Here is a 19,113-nt window from a genome sequence, read left to right on the forward strand (position 1 = left end):
CACACCACCTGTAGGTTGCGGTTGAGCCGCGAAGCGGCGAAGCCCAACACCACACCCCGTAGGTTGCGGTTGAGCCGCGAAGCGGCGAAGCCCAACAACAACCATCTACACCCTCAACGCAGCTGACTGTCCTTGCTACCCCGGCGGTTATAGCCGCTGAACTTGGCCTGCTCCTGGTCGTGCTCGGTCTGGCAGGCCACGCACAGGTGCACGCCGGGGATGGCTTTGCGCCGCGCCTCAGGAATAGCGGCGTCGCATTCCTCGCAGTGGCTCAGGCTCTCGCCGCTCGGCAACTGGCGGCGGGCACGCTGAATGGCGTCCTCGATGCTGCTGTCGATCTGTTCCTGTACCGCGCCGTCATTTGCCCAGCCACCGGCCATCACAACCTCCCATTCGGTATACCTAACGCTGTGCTAGGTATGAGCCTCGACAGGTGATTTTACAAGCGCTGCCAGTCGGCGGAATGCACTACTCCCTCACATTCATAAACTCTTCGGCCCAGACGAAATACTCTTCGGGCAGGGTGTACTTCAGCGCCAGTTCGGAGGCGGTAAGGTCGCTGGCATCGCCGCCGCGCTGCTCACGTAAACAGTCATAGGTGGCCTTGATCGCCGCGAAGTAGGCCGCATGGCCGTTGACCACAATGCGCACACCCAAGCTGGCCAGGCGCGCGTTGTTGCGCAGTTTGGGGTTGCCGTAGGTGACCAGCATCAGCGGCACGCTCAGTTGTTCGGCAATCTGCTCCAGGTGGGCGAAATCCTCGATGCCGACAATGCAGATAGCATCGGCACCGGCCGCCTGGTAAGCCTGAGTGCGGCGAATCACCTCACTGACCTCCAGCACGCCGGCGTGGGTGCGGGCGATGATCGCCAGATCCGGGTCAACACGCGCTTCCAGGGCCGCACGGATTTTGCCGACACCTTCATCAATGCTGATCAGGTCGGTAGATTTACGGCCGAATTGGGCGGGTAGCAGGGTGTCTTCGATGGTCAGCGCGGCAATCCCGGCGCGCTCCAACTCGACCACGGTGCGCATCACATTGAGCGCATTGCCATAGCCGTGATCGGCATCGGCGATCACCGGCAGGCGGCTGACGCGACCAATTCGGGTGGCCTGCTCGACAAACTCGCTGAGGGTAATCAGGGCGAAATCAGGGGCGGCCAAAACTTGTAGTGAAGCTACAGAACCGCCCAGAATGCCGACTTCAAAGCCCAGGTCAGCGGCTATTCGCGCGGCCATGGGATCAAATACGGAAGCGGTGTGATAACAGCTATTCGAAGCAAGAAGCGCGCGAAATTGTGCGCGAAGGTCGTGATGCGAGGCTCTTTGCATGGGGTGCACCATCGTTCATGGTCAATTCTGAGCAAGGGATTATGTAGCAAAACTACAAAACTCGTCATGTAGCAAAACTACATAGTCGACCAACAACCTTGCGCCCGCCTTTCAGTCCGTGAACAACTCCTTGCGCCTTTGAGACGATATTTACGATTTAGCGAGCTAGAGACCTGCAAGGCAAAAACAGGTGAGGAAGCGGAGTGTACTTTTGTACATGAGTATTCCGAGCCTGTTTTTAACGCCGCAGGGCCGACGCGCAGCAGATCGTAAGCTCTGCCGGCATGCGCGGCCCAAAACCTGCGCCCGTAAGCAGCCCATAGGCCATCCACAGCATCACCCCGGCATACAGCAAACGCGGCAGCCAGGTGGCCAGCTGTTCGGTCAGGCTATCCAGCTTAAGGGTTTCCCCCCGGCGTAGTTGAGCAGGCTGGCCGGCAAGGTGCCGCTGGCCTCGCCCGTGCGAATCATGCCAAGTGCTAGACCCTGGCCGGGAAAGTCGATAGACGCCAATGCCTGAGCCAGGCTTTGCCCGCGCTGAATAGCCAGCGGCACAGCGCTGAAGCGTTTGCGCAGCGGCGCATGGCTGATCACCGCACAGGCATTGGGCAAGGCGTCTAACATGGGCATGCCGGCCTCCAGCATCAGCCCTAGGCTATCGAAAAAGTCGCGCAGATTCCGCCGCAGCAATGCAGGGCCGAGAATCGGCGCACTCGCCAACAGACCATCGAGAGGCGAGGCCGCGCCAGCGGGCGCGTGCTCACGGCGCCGATAAAGCCCACGCCCCAACGCATAGAGCGCCCCCAGCGCCAGCAAAGGCCAGAGCACACCCCACAAATAACCGATGATGCTCAGCTGACCGCCGACCAACGCCGGCAGCGGTTGGATAAACAGCGCCAGCACCAGCACCGCTGCCGGCATCAGCAGGCGCGACTTCACGGCGGCGGCCTGTTGCGCGCGATGGTCGTAACGCTCGGCCAGGCGCTGATAAACCGCCGCCAGGCAGCCGCTGGCCTGGGCCGCGCCTAGCAGGGTGCTGTCCAGCGGGGTAAACAAACCACTGCGCAACCCGGCACTGGCCATATCGCTACCGCTGGCAATCTGTGTTTGCAGGCTGGCCAGTGCAGCCTTGGCGCGCGGCGGCACTTGCGCACTGAGCAATGCGCGCTCGATCGGCACGCCAGCTTTTTCCATGGCCGCCAAATGGCCGAATAGCTGTGCGCGCGCAGCAAGATCAAGCAGGACAAGACGTGGGGTCGGCATAAGCAGGCTCCGCGAGATAAGAACGACACAACAGGCGCAGCAGACTATTCGGTGGCCGTCGGCAACTCGGCATGCGGCAGCCAGCGACGGAAGATCTGCGCGAAGCTGCCGTCTTTGTGCATGTCATCGAGGGCGCGCCGCCAGCGCTCAACCAGCGCCGCATCGGTTTGCGGGGAAAAGGCGATGTAGTAGGCCGAGCGCATAAAGGGCAGGTGCGCCTGTACCTGCTCCGGCTGCAAACCGCCACTGGCCAGCTCATCTTTGAGGGTCAGGTCTTCAGCGGCAATCAATTGCACCCGCCCATGTTTGAGCATGGTCACCATATTCTTCGCGCTGGTAACCCCGTAGAGATTTTTGAAGCCACGCGCACTCAAGGTTTCAAAGGTGTACCACTGTTTCGGCACGGCCAGCGGGCCACTCTCGGCGGCTTGCTGCAAGTTGTCGAAACGCAGGTTGCGCGATTTAAGCGAGTAGAAGCTGGTGGTGCCGATCAGCAGAGGGCCGACCCACTGAAACTTGGCCTCACGCTCCGGGGTACGCACGGTGGAGAAGATCGCTGTATTGGGCTTTTGTTGAGCCAGGTTATAGCCGCGTGTCCAGGGTAGCAGCTCGATCTTGCCGGGGTCGCCGGTGCGCTCAATTAGCACGCGCACCACATCTACTGCCAGCCCCTGCAGCTCGCCATCGCGGCTAAAGCTGGTCGGCGGCGCTTCTTCGGTAAACAAATGCAATTCGGCAAACGCAGGCCCCGCCAGGCAAAGCAGCAGCCAGATCATCAGCGTGCAGCATGGTTTTAGCAAAGTGGGTTCTCCCGGTACTGGCTTCAGACTAGCTCAGAGCCGGGCAAGTCGCGTTACCGCGCTCAGCGTTCGACAGACGCGGGCATGGAGAAGGGCTGGGCAAACCAACGCTGGTGAATGCGCTCCAGATTACCGTCGCGCAGCAGCTCATCGAGGGCCAGCTGCCATTGACGCACCAGAGAGGGATCAGTGTTGTTCGAGAAAGCGATATAGGAGTTGTTGCCCATAAAGGTGAACTGCAACTCGATCTCATCACGACGCATGCCTTGCTGCGCAAGCATGTCATCCAGGGCCAGGTTGTTGGCCACCAGCAATTCGATGCGGCCGTGCTTGAACATTTTCATCATGTGCTGGGGCGTCGGCACGCCGTAAAGGTTTTTCAGGCCACTGTCGCTGAGGTATTCGTAGGAATACCACTGCTTGGGCACCGCCAGAGTACTAAATCGCTCGACATCCTTCAGCGTACGCACATTTAACCCAGCACCGCGTCGCGCATAGAAGCTGGTGTGCCCGCGGGCAATCGGCCCGACCCATTGGAACAACGCTTCGCGCCGGGCGGTGCGCACTGTAGAAAACAAGCCAGTGTTGGCCTCACGCTGCACCTGATGGTAACCACGCGTCCAAGGTGCCAATTCGATGCGGGCCTCCTGCCCGGTACGCTGAATCAACAACTCGACCACTTCCACGGCCATGCCGGTCAGCTTGCCATCTTCGATATAGCTCAGCGGTCGGTATTCCTCGGTATACAGGCGTAACTCGGCCGCCTGCGCCGATGGGCAGCAGCCAAGCAACAACACAACGAACCAGGACGTCAACCGCATTGGGCCTAAACTCATGGAATAAGTGCAAAACATACGAACAACAGGCCGAGTCGCCGGATGATAAACGGCTACTGACACACCAGCCAGCGCCGCTCTGCGGCAAATCAGCGCGAAAGGCTATGGTTTGGCCGTCGACTCCATCTCCCGCACCCGCTGCCATTGCGCCAGGTTCTCGCGACTTACCTGCTGCACCTGCAGCGCGATATTCACCGGTTGCGCCGCTAGCTCGCCACGCATACTTCGCGCAGCCAGTTGCACGGCCTGATAACCAATGGCATGTGCTTGCTGGACCATCAGGCTGTGTACCTCGCCCTTGCTCAGCGCCTCAATCAACAGAGGATCCGCATCGAAGCCGATATGCAGTAATTCCCCGGCCTTGCCGAGCCGGCGCAGTGCTGCCAGAGCGGCCCGTGTACTGGTGCTGTTGGGGGTGAACACGCCCACCAACTGCGGCAACTGCTCACGCAAGGCATTCACCGCCGCTTGGCTGTCGTCGCCGATGTAGGTGTCCACCAGAATGCTCAACCCGTCCTGCTCCGCGCCCTGACGAAAACCGCGCTCACGGTCGCTGGTCGAGGGCACGCCGGCTTTCAAGCGCAACAGCGCAACCTGCCCCACCCCACCAAGCGCCACAGCCAGGGCCTGGCCGGCCTGCACGCCGGCGCGGAAGTTATCAGTAGCAACCACGCCGCGCACTGCACTGCCAGGCAGATCACGGTCGAAATACACGGTGTTGATGCCGCTATCCGCCAATTGCTGCACACGCGGGGCTATCTCGGGGCCGCCTGGGGCGACAACCAGCGCCTTGCAGCCATGCGCCAGCATCCAGTTGATCATCTGCAGCTGGGTTTGCACGCGCCCTTCATGGCTGGGGGCGCGAAAATACACATTCAAGTCAAGCTCGATGCCTGCCTGCCGCGCACCGACTTCCACCTGCTCCCAGAAGGGTAGAACACCTGCCGCCACCACACCGATACAGTCCTTCGCTAACGCCTGAGTAGCCCAGCTGGTCAACACAACAAATAGCAGCACATACTTCGATTGGCATCTGCTGTACATAAGCATCACTCCTCAAACCTGGCGATGCACATACAGCAGCATGCATCAGTCCCAACAGCGCTCAGGTGTCACCGTAGAGCTAACAGGCCGTTGAAAAACTATCTCCGTTGCTGATACTGCGTGGAAAACAGGCTCGGAATGCTCATTTACAGCCAGTAAACTCCGCTTCCTCGCCTGTTTTCGCCTTGCCTCAGCTGCCTCGCCTACATTTTTCAACGGTCTGCTAGTGCTCTCACTTTAGCATCAGGCTATTAGCCTGGCCGGGCACAGGACTAGCGGTTATCCGCCAGAAAACCGCGCCATACAGCTGCACCTCACACTTTTTCACACTCCAGGCGACGGCTGGGCTGGTAGCCGCCGCTCAAGCAGGCGATGATCGCGTCTCTTTCCTGCACCTTGAATGATATGACCGATACCACGCAAAGCACTCAGGCCACGCACAAACCCCGTCCGCTGATCGATTTGCTGGTCAGCATCCTGATTCCCTCACTGATTCTGATGAAACTCAGTGGCGAGAGCCGACTGGGTGCCGACGGCGCGCTGATGCTGGCACTGGCCTTCCCGCTGGGCTGGGGCAGCTTCGAGCTGCTCAAGTACCGCAAATTCAACTTTATCGCCCTGCTCGGCCTGGTCAGCGTGCTGCTTACCGGCGGCATCGGCCTGCTGAAACTGGACAACCAGTGGCTGGCGATCAAGGAAGCGGCGATCCCCGGCCTGATCGGTATCGCCGTGCTGGTATCGACCCGCACGCGTTTTCCGCTGATCCGCACCATGCTGTTCAACAAAACCGTGCTCAACGTCGACAAGATCCATGAGCGCTTGGAACAAGCCGGCAATACCGAACAGTTCGAAGCCCGCCTGCTCAGGGCCACCTACTGGCTGAGCGGCACCTTCTTCTTCTCCTCGGCGATGAACTACGTGCTGGCCAAGTGGATCGTGATCAGCCCAGCCGGCAGCGAAGCTTTCAACGCCGAACTGGGGCGGATGAACCTGCTCAGCTACCCGATGATCGCGATCCCCTCGATGATCATGCTGATGGCCATCTTCTATTACCTGTGGCGCACCATCCACGGCCTCACCGGCCTCAAGCTGGAAGACGTGATGGCCAATGCCGAGCAGGAAAAGCAGCCCTAAGCCACTCGATCCGGCGCGCCACAGATGCTGACGCTCTCGGCCTACCTGGGCCTGTTTATTTCGGCCCTGGGCGCTGCCACACTGCTGCCACTGCAGTCGGAAAGCGTGCTGGTGGCGCTGCTGCTCAGCGGCGCCTATTCGCCCTGGGCGCTGCTGGCGGTGGCCAGCGTCGGCAATATTCTCGGTTCGCTGCTCAACTGGCTGCTCGGCCGCTATCTCGAACACTTTCGCCACAAATCCTGGTTCCCGGTCAGCGATGCCCGCCTGCAACAGGCGCAACGCGGCTATGCGCGTTATGGGCGCTGGTCGTTGCTGCTCAGTTGGGTACCGATCATCGGCGACCCGCTGACCCTGGTCGCAGGGGTGATGCGCGAACGCCTGTGGGTGTTCCTGCTGATCGTCAGCCTGGCGAAAACCGCCCGCTATGCTGTATTGGCAGCCCTGACCCTCGGCTGGAGCTGAGTTACGCCATGCGCGACACACGCCGTAACGCCAACGGCAAGTCCGAGGTTGAGCATCGGCCATGCCTCCGTGATACTGCGCAGCCCTTGCACAGGCGTGTGCGAGGGCTGCGCAGAGCGAAGGAGTGACCTCAGTGGAGCTGCATCCGTGATGAAAAGGAGCGATCTGGCCTGGACCCTGGTGGGTCTCGGCGCCGTGCTGCTGTCGTGCTACTTGCTCTATCACCAGGTGCGCACTATTTCCCTGGATGAAATCACCGACAGCCTGCGCGCCATTGCGCGTAGGGATTGGCTGCTGGCCGCAGCCGCCACCCTGGGCGCCTATAGCGCCCTGGCCTGGTACGACCGCATCGCCCTGGCTCACCTGGGCAAAAAGATTTCCTGGCGCTTTATCAGCCTATGCTCCTTCACCACCTATGCGCTGGCCCACAACATTGGCGCCTCGGTGTTCTCCGGCGCGCTGGTGCGTTACCGCGCCTACCGCAGCAAAGGCATGACGCCGCAGGAAATCAGCATCCTGATCGTGTTCTGCTCCTTCACCTTTGTTCTCGGCACCCTCCTCGCTAGCGGCTGCGTCCTGGTGCTGCAGCCGGATCTGATCCACCGCGTGGCCAACGTCTCGCCGCTGGTATCGGAGATCATTGGCGGGCTCCTGCTGCTACTGGTCGCCCTCTATGTGCTCGGCTCCTGGCGCCACTTCAAGCCCTGGCACTGGGGCAAATTTCATCTCGAATACCCGCGCCTGGGAATTGTCGGCCGCCAGCTGCTGGCAGGCCCACTGGAACTGGGCTGCGCTGCAGCGATCATCTACTTCGCCCTGCCGGCAGAACACAACCCCGGCTACCTGGTGGTATTCGGCGTGTTCCTCGCCTCGTTTTCGCTGGCGCTGCTGTCCCATGCGCCTGGCGGCCTAGGCGTACTGGAAGTGACCTTCCTCGCGGCGATGCCCGAGTTGCCGGCGGCTGACGTACTCGCCGCGCTGATCGTGTTCCGCTGTTTCTACCTGCTGTTGCCGTTCGCCCTGTCGCTGCTGGTGGTGCTGGGCTTCGAATGGACGCAGTGGCAGAGTCACCGCACCGCTCCGGATAACCCGCCACAACCCTGAACCGGACACACACCAGATAACCGGGGGCAGCATTGCGCCGCACACTCGCATAGAATGCGCGGCCATTTTTGCGGCCAGGCCTTCACGACAGTCACTCTCCAGGCCGTCGCCACAGGACGCCCGAAAACTCCCGGTACTTATTCAGGAACAGCGCGCCGCATGACCTCCTCCACTCCCGCCCGCGCCTGCGGCATCGACTTCGGTACCTCCAACTCCACCGTCGGCTGGCTACGCCCCGATGCTGAGACCCTGATCCCCCTGGAAGACGGCAAAATCACCCTGCCCTCGGTGGTGTTCTTCAATATGGAGGAGCGCCGCCCGGTGTATGGCCGCCTGGCCCTGCAGGAATACCTGGAAGGTTACGAAGGCCGCCTGATGCGCTCGCTGAAAAGCCTCTTGGGCTCAAAGCTGCTAAAAAGCGAAACCACGGTGCTGGGCAGCGCTCTGCCGTTCAAAGACCTGCTCGGCTTCTTTATCGGCGAGCTGAAAAAGCGTGCGGAAAACACCGCCGGCCGCCCGTTCGAGGAAGTGGTGCTGGGTCGCCCGGTGTTCTTCGTCGACGATGACCCGGTGGCCGACCTGGAAGCGCAGAACACCCTGGTAGCGGTCGCGCACAAGCTCGGCTTCAAGGACGTATCGTTCCAGTACGAGCCGATTGCCGCAGCCTTCGACTACGAGTCCGGCATCAACCAGGAAGAGGTGGTGCTGATCGTCGATATCGGCGGCGGCACCTCGGACTTTTCCCTGGTGCGCCTGGCACCGGAGCGGCGCAGCGTGGCAGATCGGCATGACGACATCCTCGCCACTGGCGGCGTGCATATCGGCGGCACCGACTTCGACAAGCAACTGTCGCTGGCCGGCGTGATGCCGCTGTTCGGCTACGGCAGCCGGATGAAAAGTGATGCGCCCATGCCTACTAGCACCCACCTGAATCTGGCCACCTGGCACACCATCAACGCGGTGTACTCGGCGCAGTCGCAGCGCCAACTGCAGAGCATGCGCTACGACATCGTCGATCCGACCGGTATCGACCGCCTGTTTAAGCTGATTGAACGGCGCGACGGCCACTGGCTAGCGATGCAGGTAGAGGAAAGCAAGATCGCCCTCACCGAGCAAGAGGCGCGCCCCATCGACCTCTCCCGCCTGGAAGACGGCCTGGTCGCCGAACTGACCCGCGAGCTGTTTGAAGGGGCCATCGAACCACTGCTAGAGCGCGTGCGCGCCAGCGTCACCCAGCTGCTGAGCGATGCTGGCGTGAGTGTGGCGCAGGTCGATACGGTGTTTTTCACCGGCGGTTCCAGCGGCATCCCGGCCTTGCGCCAGAGCGTCGCGGCGATGCTGCCCAACGCTCGCCATGTGGAAGGCAACACCTTCGGCAGCATCGGCAGCGGCCTGGCCATCGAAGCGAAGAAGCGTTACGGCTAAGGCGGGATGGGCGCGGCGCTATGTCATGCGGCCTAACGCTCGAACAGAGGGAAAGGATTGATTGCAGTGCCTTTCCACCATTGCTTCTCGGGGCCCAGTACAAAAACCGCGAAATGCAGGTGCGGGGCCAGCGGGTTGGCGTTGCCGGTAGCACCGACATAGCCGATCAGATCGCCACGCTTGATCGCCTGCCCCTCGACCAGGTCGGCCGCATAGCCATCCAGGTGCGAGTAGTAATACGCAAAGGTGGCGCTCGTATCGAACTGATAGAGCGTGAGCCCGCCCGGCTTGCTGTCGAAGAGCTTAACCAATGTGCCGTCATCGACGGCGAACACCGGCGTCCTCAACGGCGCCATGATGTCCACCGCCTCATGGCGCCGCTCGGTGCCGCGCATATCGTAAAAGGTATCTTGCAGTTGCGTCGAGACAACGCCCGCCACGGGAATCAGTAAATCGCCGGGATGTGTCGGCAATGCTTCAGCGGGAATGTCCGTACTGGCGTCCGGCTCCAGCGAGTCAGGAGCAGGCGACAGCTCAGGGGCAATAGGCTCTGGCGCAACCGGGTGTTGCACTAGGGGCTCATCCGTCAGCAGCTCAGCGTCACTGGCGTCCTCCGCAGTTTCCAGCACCGCAAGTTGTAAAACCGCATCCCTAGGCTGCACGGTTTCGGCCGCGCTGGCGGCAGGAGGCGGAACAAGCGCCACGAGAGCGGGCAGCCGCTCGCCCTGCAGCACGTAAAACAGGCCGAAAGCACCCACCAGGGCACCGACAACGAATATCAGAATGCTCTTCATAGGCGCCTGCTTACTCTTGCAAAAGGGCAGTCAGCCCAGGCGAAACTGAGTAGCCCATAGCCTCAACGTTCCAGTTGGTCAGGCGGATGCAACCGTTAGATTCAGTCTTGCCTATCTTCGACGGCTCCGGAGTACCGTGAATACCGTAATGCGGCTTGGACAGGGCAACCCAGGCTAAGCCGACAGGATTATTCGGGCCTGCCGCGATGGTCGCTTTGGAATGGGCGGGATTGGCGTCCCAGAACAGTTTGGGACTGTATTTGAACTCGGGGTTTCGCGCCACACCGAGAATCTTCCACTCGCCGAGCGGCAGCGGATCGTGCCCGCTACCGGTGGAGGCGGGAAACTGGGCGATAACCACATCCGCTGCATCGTACAGGGTGACGGTCGAGTCGGACTTGTCGACCACCACTCGCGCGGCCTTGGCCAGGGGCGCTGCCGAGGCCACATTCGGCACCACGATCTCCTCGCCGACCCGCCCCAGGTCCTTACCCGGATTAAGCTCTGCCAGCAGCGCAGGGCTGGTGTGGAATTTTTCGCCGAGCGCTTCCGCCACGTTCTGATAACCCAAGGCCGCGAGCTTGGCCTTCGCCATCATGTCAGCAGGAATCTCGACAAATGGACCGCCGACATCGGCCTCGGTCAGCGTATAGCCCACCAACACCGGCTCACTATCCGTGTTCAGTGCCGCCCAGGTTGGTTCGTCCATGGCACCCGTGGCGGGCAGACCGTTGTTTTTCTGAAAGCCGCTAATGGCGATACGGGTGTTCGTGCCGAAACCGGCATCCACCTCACCAGGAAAGAAGCGCGCGCGATCAAGCAGAATCTGTACCCGCAGCACCGCCACATTGCGCTGCTCAGGGCCGACTTCGCCGCGCAAGCTGGGATCATTCGCATACTCGGCGGTAAGCGGCAACGCAGCGGCTCCGGCGTCGGCAAGGGCGGAGGCCGCGAAGGCGAAAGAGCTGCTGGCGCTATACAGGGCCAGGGCAAAGGCGCAGGAAGACGTTATTGTTTTCAAGATGCAATCCTCGAACAAGCAGGGCGGGGTCAGCGTGTTCGAGCAGGCCAGCGGGCAGGAGTTCCGCCAATACTGGCAAATTGCCTTTTCTGCGCACGCCTTGATGCCGGGACCGAGGAAGAATGCCCTCACTAGAAGGGCACAGCCAAGCAAGGACGACGCTTCAGACTGAGCCGCATCGCCGATGCATCTTTGCGTCCCGATCAGCGCGGTACGGCGGGCTTCTTCACGGGCTTCCTGCCTTTGCCTTTAGCGGCATCGGCGCGTTCCTTGGCCGCCTGCTGGTTACGCACCTGCGCGGCCGCTTTGGCCTGCTCACGCTTGTCCCAGGGGTTACCGCACGCGGCACCGGTGTCACGCGGCGGCAGGCCGGTGTGCTGAGTCAGCATCGGCTTGCTCTTGGGGGTGTCCTTGGCGACCTTGTGGCTACCGGCTGGCGTCGAGTTCTTGCGGCGCGCGCTCTGGTAGCTGTCGGTAGCCGGCTGGTGCAGCGGGATCAACTGATTCTTGCCCGGCCCGATCAGATCGGCGCGGCCCATGCGGGTCAGCGCTTCGCGCAGCATCGGCCAGCCTTTCGGGTCGTGGTAACGCAGGAAGGCCTTGTGCAAGCGGCGCTGCTCTTCGCTTTTAACGATGGCGACGCCGTCGCTCTTGTAGCTGACCTTGCGCAGCGGGTTCTTGCCCGAGTGGTACATGGCCGTGGCGGTGGCCATTGGCGACGGATAGAAGGCCTGCACCTGGTCGGCACGGAAGCCATTGCCCTTGAGCCACAGGGCCAGGTTCATCATATCTTCGTCGGTGGTGCCCGGATGCGCAGCGATAAAGTAGGGGATCAGGTACTGCTCTTTGCCCGCCTCTTTCGAGTACTTCTCGAACATGCGCTTGAACTTGTCGTAGCTGCCAATGCCCGGCTTCATCATCTGATTCAGCGGGCCTTCCTCGGTGTGCTCCGGGGCAATCTTCAGGTAGCCGCCGACGTGGTGGGTGACCAGCTCCTTCACATACTCCGGCGACTCCACGGCGAGGTCGTAACGCAGGCCCGAGGCGATCAGAATCTTCTTCACGCCAGGCAACGCACGGGCACTGCGGTACAGCTGAATCAAGGCCGAGTGATCGGTGTTCAGGTTCGGGCAGATGCCGGGGAACACGCACGACGGCTTGCGGCACGCGGACTCGATTTCCGGGCTCTTGCAGGCGATGCGGTACATGTTCGCGGTCGGCCCGCCGAGGTCGGAAATCACCCCGGTAAAGCCCGGCACCTTGTCGCGGATCTCTTCGATCTCGCGGATGATCGACTCTTCCGAGCGGTTCTGGATGATGCGGCCTTCGTGCTCAGTGATCGAGCAGAAGGTACAGCCGCCGAAACAGCCACGCATGATATTCACCGAGAAACGAATCATCTCGTAAGCCGGGATTTTCTCCTTGCCGTAGACCGGGTGCGGCACGCGGGCGTAAGGCATGCCGAAGACGTAATCCATCTCTTCGGTGGTCATCGGGATGGGCGGCGGGTTGAACCACACGTCCACCTCACCATGCTTCTGCACCAGGGCGCGGGCGTTGCCGGGATTGGTTTCCAGGTGCAGCACGCGGTTGGCGTGGGCGTACAGCACCGGATCGTTACGCACCTTTTCCATGGACGGCAGGCGGATCACCGTCTTGTCGCGGGTTATCCGTGGGCTGGCGAGAAGCTGCACAACCTTGGCTTCGTTCGGGTCTTCTAGCGGCGCCTTGCTCTGCTCGATGGCGCAGGCTTCGGTGTCCTGGGTGTTGACGTAGGGGTTGATGATCTTGTCGACCTTACCCGGCCGGTCGATACGGGTGGAGTCCACCTCATACCAGCCTTGCGGCGTGTCACGGCGGATAAACGCGGTGCCGCGCACGTCGGTGATGTCTTCGATCTTGTGGCCGTAGGACAGGCGCTGAGCCACTTCGACGATGGCCCGCTCGGCGTTGCCGTACAGCAGGATGTCGGCGCTGGCATCGATCAGGATCGAGTTGCGCACGCGGTCCTGCCAGTAGTCGTAATGGGCAATGCGGCGCAGCGAGGCTTCGATGCCGCCGAGCACGATGGGCACGTTTTTATAGGCTTCTTTGCAACGCTGGCTGTAGACCAGGCTGGCACGATCCGGGCGTTTACCGGCCAGGCCGCCAGGGGTGTAGGCATCGTCCGAGCGGATCTTCTTGTCGGCGGTGTAGCGGTTGATCATCGAATCCATGTTGCCGGCCGCGACGCCGAAGAACAGGTTCGGCTCGCCGAGCTTCATGAAATCGTCTTTCGATTGCCAGTTCGGTTGGGCGATGATGCCAACGCGAAAGCCCTGGGACTCCAGCAGGCGGCCGATAATCGCCATGCCAAACGAGGGGTGGTCCACATAGGCATCACCGGTAACGATGATGATGTCGCAGCTGTCCCAGCCAAGCTGATCCATCTCTTCCCGACTCATCGGCAGGAAAGGCGCCGGCCCGAAACACTCGGCCCAGTACTTTGGATAATCGAATAACGGCTTGGCGGCTTGCATGGGCATGGAAAGTGACCGGCGGTGGCGAACAGGATGGAAAATCGCGGGCGCGGAATATAGCACAAAATTTAACCAAATCCGACTTGAGCGCTAGGTTTAATGGCTTTGACACAACCCTAGATGCGCCCTGGTCAATGCGCCATGGGCACCAACGCATGCGCCGGACCTGGCGGCGCACGGCAGGTTTGCCGACTCAGTTTTGCCGATAGCGCCTCGGCACCCGCACAGTGACCTTACTGAGCAACTCGTAGCCGATGGTGCCAGCGGCCTGCGCCACCTCATCCACGGGTAATTGCGAGCCCCACAGCTCGACTGCATCGCCCACTGCTGCAGTAGGCAGACCGGTGAGGTCGACGGCCAGCATATCCATAGAAACCCGCCCGACCAACGCTACCCGCTGGCCCTGAATGACCACAGGGGTTCCAGCCGGTGCATGCCTTGGGTAGCCATCGGCATAACCACAACTCACCGTGCCGATACGCGACGGCCGCTCGGCGCGCCAGGTGCCGCCATAGCCAACCGTTTCACCCACCGCCACATCTCGGCAGGCGATCAGCTGCGCGGTCAGGCTCATGGCCGGGCGCAGGCCTAATTCAGCAACGCCCAAGTCAGCAAAAGGCGTGGCGCCGTAGAGCATGATGCCGGGCCGCAGCCAATCCATGTGGGCAGCCGGAATGGTCAGAATCGCTGCCGAGTTGGCCAGCGAGCGCTGGGCGAAATCCAGATCCAGCAGATCGAGGAACTGCTCAAGCTGCAGCTCGGTGGTTTCGCTGCCGCGTTCATCGGCGCAGGCAAAGTGACTGAGCAGATTCAGCTCGGCCACCTGCGCCACGCCCTGTAAACGGCCATGCCACTCACGCACTGCAGCGGCGTTGAACCCAAGGCGGTGCATGCCGCTGTCCAGTTTCAGCCAGACATTCAACGGCCGTGCCAGGTTGGCAGCGAGCAACTGCTGCGCCTGTTGCTCGCTGTGTAGCACCACATCCAGACCCAGCTGCGCAGCGAAGTGGTACTCGTCGGGCTCGAAGCAACCTTCAAGTAACAGAATCCGCGCCGTTCCGTGCAGCGCCCGCACCTCGGCCGCCTCTTCCAGGCTGGCTACGGCAAAGCCGTCGGCCACATCGTGCAGGGCCGTCACCACCTCACGCACGCCATGCCCGTAGGCATTTGCCTTGACCACCGCAAACGCCTGCCGCCCCGGCGCACAGCGTTTGGCCACGGCGTAGTTATGGACGATGGCAGACAGGTCAATGGTGGCAACAAGCGGGCGCATGGGCGGGATGTCCTAAAACAAAACGGGCGGCCAGTTTACCCACTGGCCGCCCGTTTTTATTGATCTGGCGCGGCAACAAGGTCCGTTGCTCGCGACCTCGTTATTCGTCGTCGAACTGGTAGCTACCCGGCGCGAGGTTCTCGAAGCGCGAGTATTTGCCGAGAAATGCCAGGCGCGCGGTACCCAGCGGGCCGTTACGCTGCTTACCGATAATGATCTCGGCCACGCCCTTGTACTCGGTCTCGGGGTGATACACCTCGTCGCGGTAAACGAACATGATGATGTCGGCGTCCTGCTCGATTGCCCCGGATTCACGCAAGTCGGAGTTGATCGGGCGCTTGTTCGGGCGCTGCTCCAGGCCACGGTTAAGCTGCGACAGGGCGATCACCGGACAGTTGAATTCCTTGGCCAGGGCCTTGAGCGAGCGGGAGATTTCCGAGATCTCGTTGACCCGGCTGTCGCTACTGGAGCCGGGAATCTGCATCAGTTGCAGGTAGTCGACCATGATCAGGCCAATCTCGCCGTGCTCGCGGGCCAGACGCCGGGTGCGCGCGCGCATCTCCGAAGGCGAGATACCGGCGGTGTCGTCGATAAACAGTTTGCGGTCGTTGAGCAGGTTGACCGCGCTGGTCAGGCGCGGCCAATCATCGTCATCCAGGCGGCCGGCACGCACCTTGGTCTGATCGATGCGCCCGAGCGAGGCGAGCATACGCATAACGATGGAATCGGACGGCATCTCCAGGGAGTACACCATCACCACCTTGTCACTGCGCATCAGCGCGTTTTCCACCAAGTTCATGGCAAAAGTGGTCTTACCCATCGACGGTCGGCCGGCGACGATGATCAGGTCGGCCGGCTGCAGGCCGCTGGTCAGACCATCTAGATCGTTAAAGCCGGTAGACAGGCCGGTGATCGCATCGCCATTGTTGAACAGGGTATCGATGCGGTCGATAGCCTTAACCAGAATATCGTTGATCCCCACCGGGCCGCCGGTTTTCGGCCGCGCCTCGGCGATCTGGAAGATCAACCGCTCGGCTTCATCGAGAATCTCGGCACCTGTACGGCCTTGCGGCATATAGGCGCTGTCGGCAATTTCACCGCTGATGCCAATTAACTGGCGCAGGGTGGCGCGCTCACGAATGATCTGCGCATAGGCCTTGATGTTGGCCACCGACGGCGTGTTCTTCGCCAGCTCACCGAGGTAGGCCAGACCGCCGACTTGCGACAGCTGCCCTTCCTGGTCCAGCTGCTCGGACACCGTCACCACGTCGAAGGGATGATTGCGCTCGGCCAGCTTGAAAACTGCGCGAAAGATCAGGCGGTGGTCATGCCGATAGAAGTCGCCATCGGACACAGCATCAAGCACCCGCTCCCAGGCATTGTTGTCGAGCATCAGGCCACCCAGCACGGCTTGCTCTGCCTCGATCGAGTGCGGTGGCACCTTCAGGGCGGAGGTTTGCAGGTCGTACTGTTCGGGCAGGCTGATGTCGTTCATAAGGCTCGGGGCAAAATTCTGTGTTCACAAAACAAAAGGCACGACATTGCTTGCGCGATGTCGTGCCTGATTGTTAGCGGGCTTGCACCTAAGTGCAAGCCCGCTTGGCAGACTGAGTGACAACTACTGCGCTCGGTTATACCGCGTTGAAATCAGGCTCAAAATGCTCATTTACAACACGTAAACTGCGCTTTTTCGCCCGATTTCGCCTTGTCTAACCTTCGCTCGCTACGTTGTCACCCAGCCTGCCGGCTGGCCGATTAGGCTGCTACTACGACAACCCGTACGGTTGCTTCAACGTCGCTGTGCAGGTGCACGGCCACGTCGTATTCGCCGAGTTGACGAATGGTGCCGTTCGGCAGACGCACTTCAGCTTTGGCCACTTCAACGCCGGAGGCGGTCAGGGCTTCAGCGATGTCGTGAGTACCGATGGAGCCGAACAGTTTGCCTTCATCGCCCGCAGTAGCGGTGATGGTGACTTCCAGTTCAGCCAACTGGGCAGAGCGGGATTCAGCGTACGCTTTCTTCTCGGCAGCCAGTTTTTCCAGCTCGGCGCGACGCGCTTCGAACGCAGCAACGTTTGCGGCGGTAGCAGCGGTAGCTTTGCCTTTCGGCAGCAGGAAGTTACGACCGTAACCGGACTTAACATTCACTTTATCGCCCAGGTTGCCCAGGTTGGCGATTTTTTCCAGCAGGATCAGTTCCATTTGGTAATAACCTCTTAACTTTTAACCTTCACCGTTCGTGGGGCCCGAGCCTTGTTTGCGCTCAAAGCGACCACGAAAATCAAGCAGACTGTCGACAATGGCCAAAATCACCAATAACGGATAAGTCAGCTGCATAAACAGCAACAACGTGATGTACAACCCGACCAGCCAGAACTTACCTAGCCGACCTTGCGCCACCATCCCATGCAACAGGGCGATGCCTGCAAACGCCAACGGCACACTGCACAACGGCGTCAACATGGCCATTTGCGGACCCAGATTGGGCCCCAACAGCATGCCAACCAGCAGCAACATCGCCAGCGGGGTCGGGAGGCGCAGCGCGCGAAATTCGCGGCCAAAACCACCCGGGTTATACAACTGCGCCTGCCAGAAGCGCCCAAGCATCAGGCTCAACAAGCTGACTATCTGCAACAACGCCGCGATCAATCCGGTCAGTACCGGTGCAATCAGGCTATCCAGTCGCGCTCGCTCATCCACCGACATCTGTTGGTGGACCCCTTCGAGCATTTGCGGCATAAGCTTTTGCAGCTCAAGCGCCATTGCCTCGATGGGTTCGCGGAACACCGCACCCAAGACCAGCCCATACACCAAGCCCAATGCCACGCTGCACAGCAGCACACGATTCCAGGACAGGTTGGCGCGTAACAACAACGCCAATCCCAGCGCACCGAGCAACACCAATAGGGTGCGCGGCTCACCGAAATACCACCAGCCAATGGCCGGCAGCAGAGCCCAGGCGAGGATGCCAATGGCATCACTCCAACCGCGCCGCAGAAGCACCAGGCTTCCAGCGGCAGCACTTAACCAGAACAACAGCGGCAACGCCGCAGAAACCACCACTACGAGAGTGGCCTGCATACGGCCGCGCATAATGAATTCAGCTAAGGCGCGCATGCAATTTATCCCTTACTTCTTGTCGACCATCCGGTCTCAGCGGCCGTGGCTGTCGGTGTAAGGCAGCAGGGCCAGGAAGCGGGCGCGCTTGATAGCGGTAGCCAGCTGACGCTGATAACGAGCCTTAGTACCGGTGATACGGCTAGGAACGATCTTGCCGGTTTCCGAGATGTAAGCTTTCAGCGTGTTGAGATCTTTGAAATCGATCTCTTTCACTTCTTCTGCAGTAAAACGGCAGAATTTACGACGACGGAAGAAACGTGCCATGAGAGTGGCTCCTCAATAGATCCGTGGATTACTCGTCAGCGTTGTCGCTGTCGTTATCGCTGTTGTCACTGTCATTGCCATCGGCAGAGTCAGAGCCTTCGGGACGATCACGACGCTCACGGCGCTCACTGCGGTTTTCTTCGGCCTTGAGCATCTCGGACTGGTCAGTAACGGCCTCGTCGCGACGGATGACCAGGTTACGGATCACGGCATCGTTGTAACGGAAGTTGTCTTCCAGCTCGGCCAGGGCCTTGCCGGTGCACTCAACGTTCAGCATCACGTAGTGAGCCTTGTGAACATTGTTGATTGCATAGGCCAGCTGACGACGGCCCCAATCTTCCAGGCGGTGAATCTTGCCGCCGTCTTCTTCGATCAGCTTGGTGTAACGCTCAACCATGCCGCCGACTTGCTCGCTCTGGTCCGGGTGAACCAGAAAGATGATTTCGTAATGACGCATAAATGCTCCTTACGGGTTGTAGCCTGCCGCCAAATGCGGTCAGGCAAGGAGTGAATTTCACTTGTTTGTCTTGCTGAAACAGAAAGGCGCAAAAGCGCCTGCCGTCGCGGCAAGGGGCGACATTCTATTGAAGCCCCCCGCTACACGCAAGGTGAACTGGTGATTATTTGAACAACGCGCAGGCCGAACAGAGGGAGTAGGTTGGGTTGAGGAGCGCAGCGACGAAGCCCAACAGGGAGGGCGCAGCACTCCGCTCGACCGCTTA

Annotated in this window: 19 protein-coding genes; 4 read left to right on the forward strand and 15 right to left on the reverse strand. The window is 60.7% G+C overall.

What is annotated here, in order from left to right; translation table 11 throughout:
• Positions 1-113 precede the first annotated feature (113 nt).
• The 6 genes from AC0T4W_RS18130 to AC0T4W_RS18155 form a co-directional block, all read right to left on the reverse strand.
• Entirely contained in the window at positions 114-380 is a 267-nt protein-coding gene (locus AC0T4W_RS18130; protein WP_476321344.1) for a DksA/TraR family C4-type zinc finger protein, read from the reverse strand.
• Between the two features lie 88 nt (positions 381-468).
• Positions 469-1,332: an isocitrate lyase/PEP mutase family protein gene (locus tag AC0T4W_RS18135; RefSeq protein ID WP_476321346.1), complete on the reverse strand. Its 864-nt coding sequence runs from the start codon at positions 1,330-1,332 to the stop codon at positions 469-471.
• Positions 1,333-1,716: 384 nt separating this feature from the next.
• Entirely contained in the window at positions 1,717-2,595 is an 879-nt protein-coding gene (locus tag AC0T4W_RS18140) for a type II secretion system F family protein (RefSeq protein ID WP_476321348.1), read from the reverse strand.
• 44 nt (positions 2,596-2,639) lie between these two features.
• Positions 2,640-3,371 (reverse strand): substrate-binding periplasmic protein, encoded by a 732-nt coding sequence (locus tag AC0T4W_RS18145; RefSeq protein ID WP_476321350.1) that lies wholly within the window; start codon positions 3,369-3,371, stop codon positions 2,640-2,642.
• An 86-nt stretch (positions 3,372-3,457) separates the two neighbouring features.
• Positions 3,458-4,216, reverse strand: coding sequence for a substrate-binding periplasmic protein (locus AC0T4W_RS18150; protein ID WP_476321352.1), 759 nt, complete (start codon positions 4,214-4,216; stop codon positions 3,458-3,460).
• 117 nt (positions 4,217-4,333) lie between these two features.
• Positions 4,334-5,275 (reverse strand): substrate-binding domain-containing protein, encoded by a 942-nt coding sequence (locus AC0T4W_RS18155; protein WP_476321354.1) that lies wholly within the window; start codon positions 5,273-5,275, stop codon positions 4,334-4,336.
• A 405-nt stretch (positions 5,276-5,680) separates the two neighbouring features.
• Between AC0T4W_RS18155 and AC0T4W_RS18160 the strand changes: the two genes are divergently transcribed.
• From AC0T4W_RS18160 to AC0T4W_RS18175, 4 genes are all read left to right on the forward strand, one after another.
• Positions 5,681-6,409, forward strand: coding sequence for a VC0807 family protein (locus AC0T4W_RS18160; RefSeq protein WP_476321356.1), 729 nt, complete (start codon positions 5,681-5,683; stop codon positions 6,407-6,409).
• A 24-nt stretch (positions 6,410-6,433) separates the two neighbouring features.
• Positions 6,434-6,871 carry a YqaA family protein gene (locus tag AC0T4W_RS18165; protein WP_476321358.1) on the forward strand — a complete coding sequence of 146 codons (438 nt, stop codon included), beginning with the start codon at positions 6,434-6,436 and terminating at the stop codon, positions 6,869-6,871.
• Between the two features lie 150 nt (positions 6,872-7,021).
• Positions 7,022-7,975: a lysylphosphatidylglycerol synthase transmembrane domain-containing protein gene (locus AC0T4W_RS18170; RefSeq protein WP_476321360.1), complete on the forward strand. Its 954-nt coding sequence runs from the start codon at positions 7,022-7,024 to the stop codon at positions 7,973-7,975.
• Between the two features lie 159 nt (positions 7,976-8,134).
• Positions 8,135-9,400 carry an Hsp70 family protein gene (locus tag AC0T4W_RS18175; RefSeq protein WP_476321362.1) on the forward strand — a complete coding sequence of 422 codons (1,266 nt, stop codon included), beginning with the start codon at positions 8,135-8,137 and terminating at the stop codon, positions 9,398-9,400.
• A gap of 32 nt (positions 9,401-9,432) precedes the next feature.
• On the opposite strand, the gene AC0T4W_RS18180 is transcribed toward AC0T4W_RS18175, so the two are convergent.
• The 9 genes from AC0T4W_RS18180 to rpsF form a co-directional block, all read right to left on the reverse strand.
• Complete coding sequence (locus AC0T4W_RS18180; RefSeq protein ID WP_476321364.1) at positions 9,433-10,194, reverse strand: M23 family metallopeptidase; 762 nt, start codon at positions 10,192-10,194, stop codon at positions 9,433-9,435.
• A 10-nt stretch (positions 10,195-10,204) separates the two neighbouring features.
• Complete coding sequence (locus AC0T4W_RS18185) at positions 10,205-11,215, reverse strand: L,D-transpeptidase family protein (protein ID WP_476321366.1); 1,011 nt, start codon at positions 11,213-11,215, stop codon at positions 10,205-10,207.
• Positions 11,216-11,418: 203 nt separating this feature from the next.
• Positions 11,419-13,734, reverse strand: a complete 2,316-nt coding sequence (locus tag AC0T4W_RS18190; RefSeq protein ID WP_476323774.1) for a YgiQ family radical SAM protein — start codon at positions 13,732-13,734, stop codon at positions 11,419-11,421.
• A gap of 193 nt (positions 13,735-13,927) precedes the next feature.
• On the reverse strand, positions 13,928-15,007 hold the full coding sequence (gene alr, locus AC0T4W_RS18195; RefSeq protein WP_476321368.1) for an alanine racemase: 1,080 nt from the start codon (positions 15,005-15,007) through the stop codon (positions 13,928-13,930).
• Positions 15,008-15,107: 100 nt separating this feature from the next.
• Entirely contained in the window at positions 15,108-16,502 is a 1,395-nt protein-coding gene (dnaB, locus tag AC0T4W_RS18200) for a replicative DNA helicase (protein ID WP_476321370.1), read from the reverse strand.
• Between the two features lie 260 nt (positions 16,503-16,762).
• The gene (gene rplI / locus AC0T4W_RS18205) at positions 16,763-17,209 is read right to left on the reverse strand and encodes a 50S ribosomal protein L9 (RefSeq protein ID WP_476321372.1); all 447 of its coding nucleotides are present in this window, start codon (positions 17,207-17,209) and stop codon (positions 16,763-16,765) included.
• A gap of 21 nt (positions 17,210-17,230) precedes the next feature.
• Positions 17,231-18,124, reverse strand: a complete 894-nt coding sequence (locus AC0T4W_RS18210) for a hypothetical protein (RefSeq protein WP_476321374.1) — start codon at positions 18,122-18,124, stop codon at positions 17,231-17,233.
• A gap of 36 nt (positions 18,125-18,160) precedes the next feature.
• On the reverse strand, positions 18,161-18,391 hold the full coding sequence (rpsR, locus tag AC0T4W_RS18215) for a 30S ribosomal protein S18 (RefSeq protein WP_069519637.1): 231 nt from the start codon (positions 18,389-18,391) through the stop codon (positions 18,161-18,163).
• 28 nt (positions 18,392-18,419) lie between these two features.
• The gene (rpsF, locus tag AC0T4W_RS18220) at positions 18,420-18,848 is read right to left on the reverse strand and encodes a 30S ribosomal protein S6 (protein WP_476321376.1); all 429 of its coding nucleotides are present in this window, start codon (positions 18,846-18,848) and stop codon (positions 18,420-18,422) included.
• Between the last annotated feature and the right edge of the window lie 265 nt (positions 18,849-19,113).

The sequence above is a fragment of the Pseudomonas sp. C7.1 genome, from assembly GCF_056312395.1.

What these genes read in the sequence shown, in the direction of transcription:
- AC0T4W_RS18130 (WP_476321344.1), bottom strand. Translation starts at nt 380, where the DNA reads ATGGCCGGTGGCTGGGCAAATGACGGCGCGGTACAGGAACAGATCGAC.
- AC0T4W_RS18135 (WP_476321346.1), bottom strand. Translation starts at nt 1,332, where the DNA reads ATGCAAAGAGCCTCGCATCACGACCTTCGCGCACAATTTCGCGCGCTT.
- AC0T4W_RS18140 (WP_476321348.1), bottom strand. Translation starts at nt 2,595, where the DNA reads ATGCCGACCCCACGTCTTGTCCTGCTTGATCTTGCTGCGCGCGCACAG.
- AC0T4W_RS18145 (WP_476321350.1), bottom strand. Translation starts at nt 3,371, where the DNA reads ATGATCTGGCTGCTGCTTTGCCTGGCGGGGCCTGCGTTTGCCGAATTG.
- AC0T4W_RS18150 (WP_476321352.1), bottom strand. Translation starts at nt 4,216, where the DNA reads ATGCGGTTGACGTCCTGGTTCGTTGTGTTGTTGCTTGGCTGCTGCCCA.
- AC0T4W_RS18155 (WP_476321354.1), bottom strand. Translation starts at nt 5,275, where the DNA reads ATGTACAGCAGATGCCAATCGAAGTATGTGCTGCTATTTGTTGTGTTG.
- AC0T4W_RS18160 (WP_476321356.1), top strand. Translation starts at nt 5,681, where the DNA reads ATGACCGATACCACGCAAAGCACTCAGGCCACGCACAAACCCCGTCCG.
- AC0T4W_RS18165 (WP_476321358.1), top strand. Translation starts at nt 6,434, where the DNA reads ATGCTGACGCTCTCGGCCTACCTGGGCCTGTTTATTTCGGCCCTGGGC.
- AC0T4W_RS18170 (WP_476321360.1), top strand. Translation starts at nt 7,022, where the DNA reads ATGAAAAGGAGCGATCTGGCCTGGACCCTGGTGGGTCTCGGCGCCGTG.
- AC0T4W_RS18175 (WP_476321362.1), top strand. Translation starts at nt 8,135, where the DNA reads ATGACCTCCTCCACTCCCGCCCGCGCCTGCGGCATCGACTTCGGTACC.
- AC0T4W_RS18180 (WP_476321364.1), bottom strand. Translation starts at nt 10,194, where the DNA reads ATGAAGAGCATTCTGATATTCGTTGTCGGTGCCCTGGTGGGTGCTTTC.
- AC0T4W_RS18190 (WP_476323774.1), bottom strand. Translation starts at nt 13,734, where the DNA reads ATGCAAGCCGCCAAGCCGTTATTCGATTATCCAAAGTACTGGGCCGAG.
- alr (WP_476321368.1), bottom strand. Translation starts at nt 15,007, where the DNA reads ATGCGCCCGCTTGTTGCCACCATTGACCTGTCTGCCATCGTCCATAAC.
- dnaB (WP_476321370.1), bottom strand. Translation starts at nt 16,502, where the DNA reads ATGAACGACATCAGCCTGCCCGAACAGTACGACCTGCAAACCTCCGCC.
- rplI (WP_476321372.1), bottom strand. Translation starts at nt 17,209, where the DNA reads ATGGAACTGATCCTGCTGGAAAAAATCGCCAACCTGGGCAACCTGGGC.
- AC0T4W_RS18210 (WP_476321374.1), bottom strand. Translation starts at nt 18,124, where the DNA reads ATGCGCGCCTTAGCTGAATTCATTATGCGCGGCCGTATGCAGGCCACT.
- rpsR (WP_069519637.1), bottom strand. Translation starts at nt 18,391, where the DNA reads ATGGCACGTTTCTTCCGTCGTCGTAAATTCTGCCGTTTTACTGCAGAA.
- rpsF (WP_476321376.1), bottom strand. Translation starts at nt 18,848, where the DNA reads ATGCGTCATTACGAAATCATCTTTCTGGTTCACCCGGACCAGAGCGAG.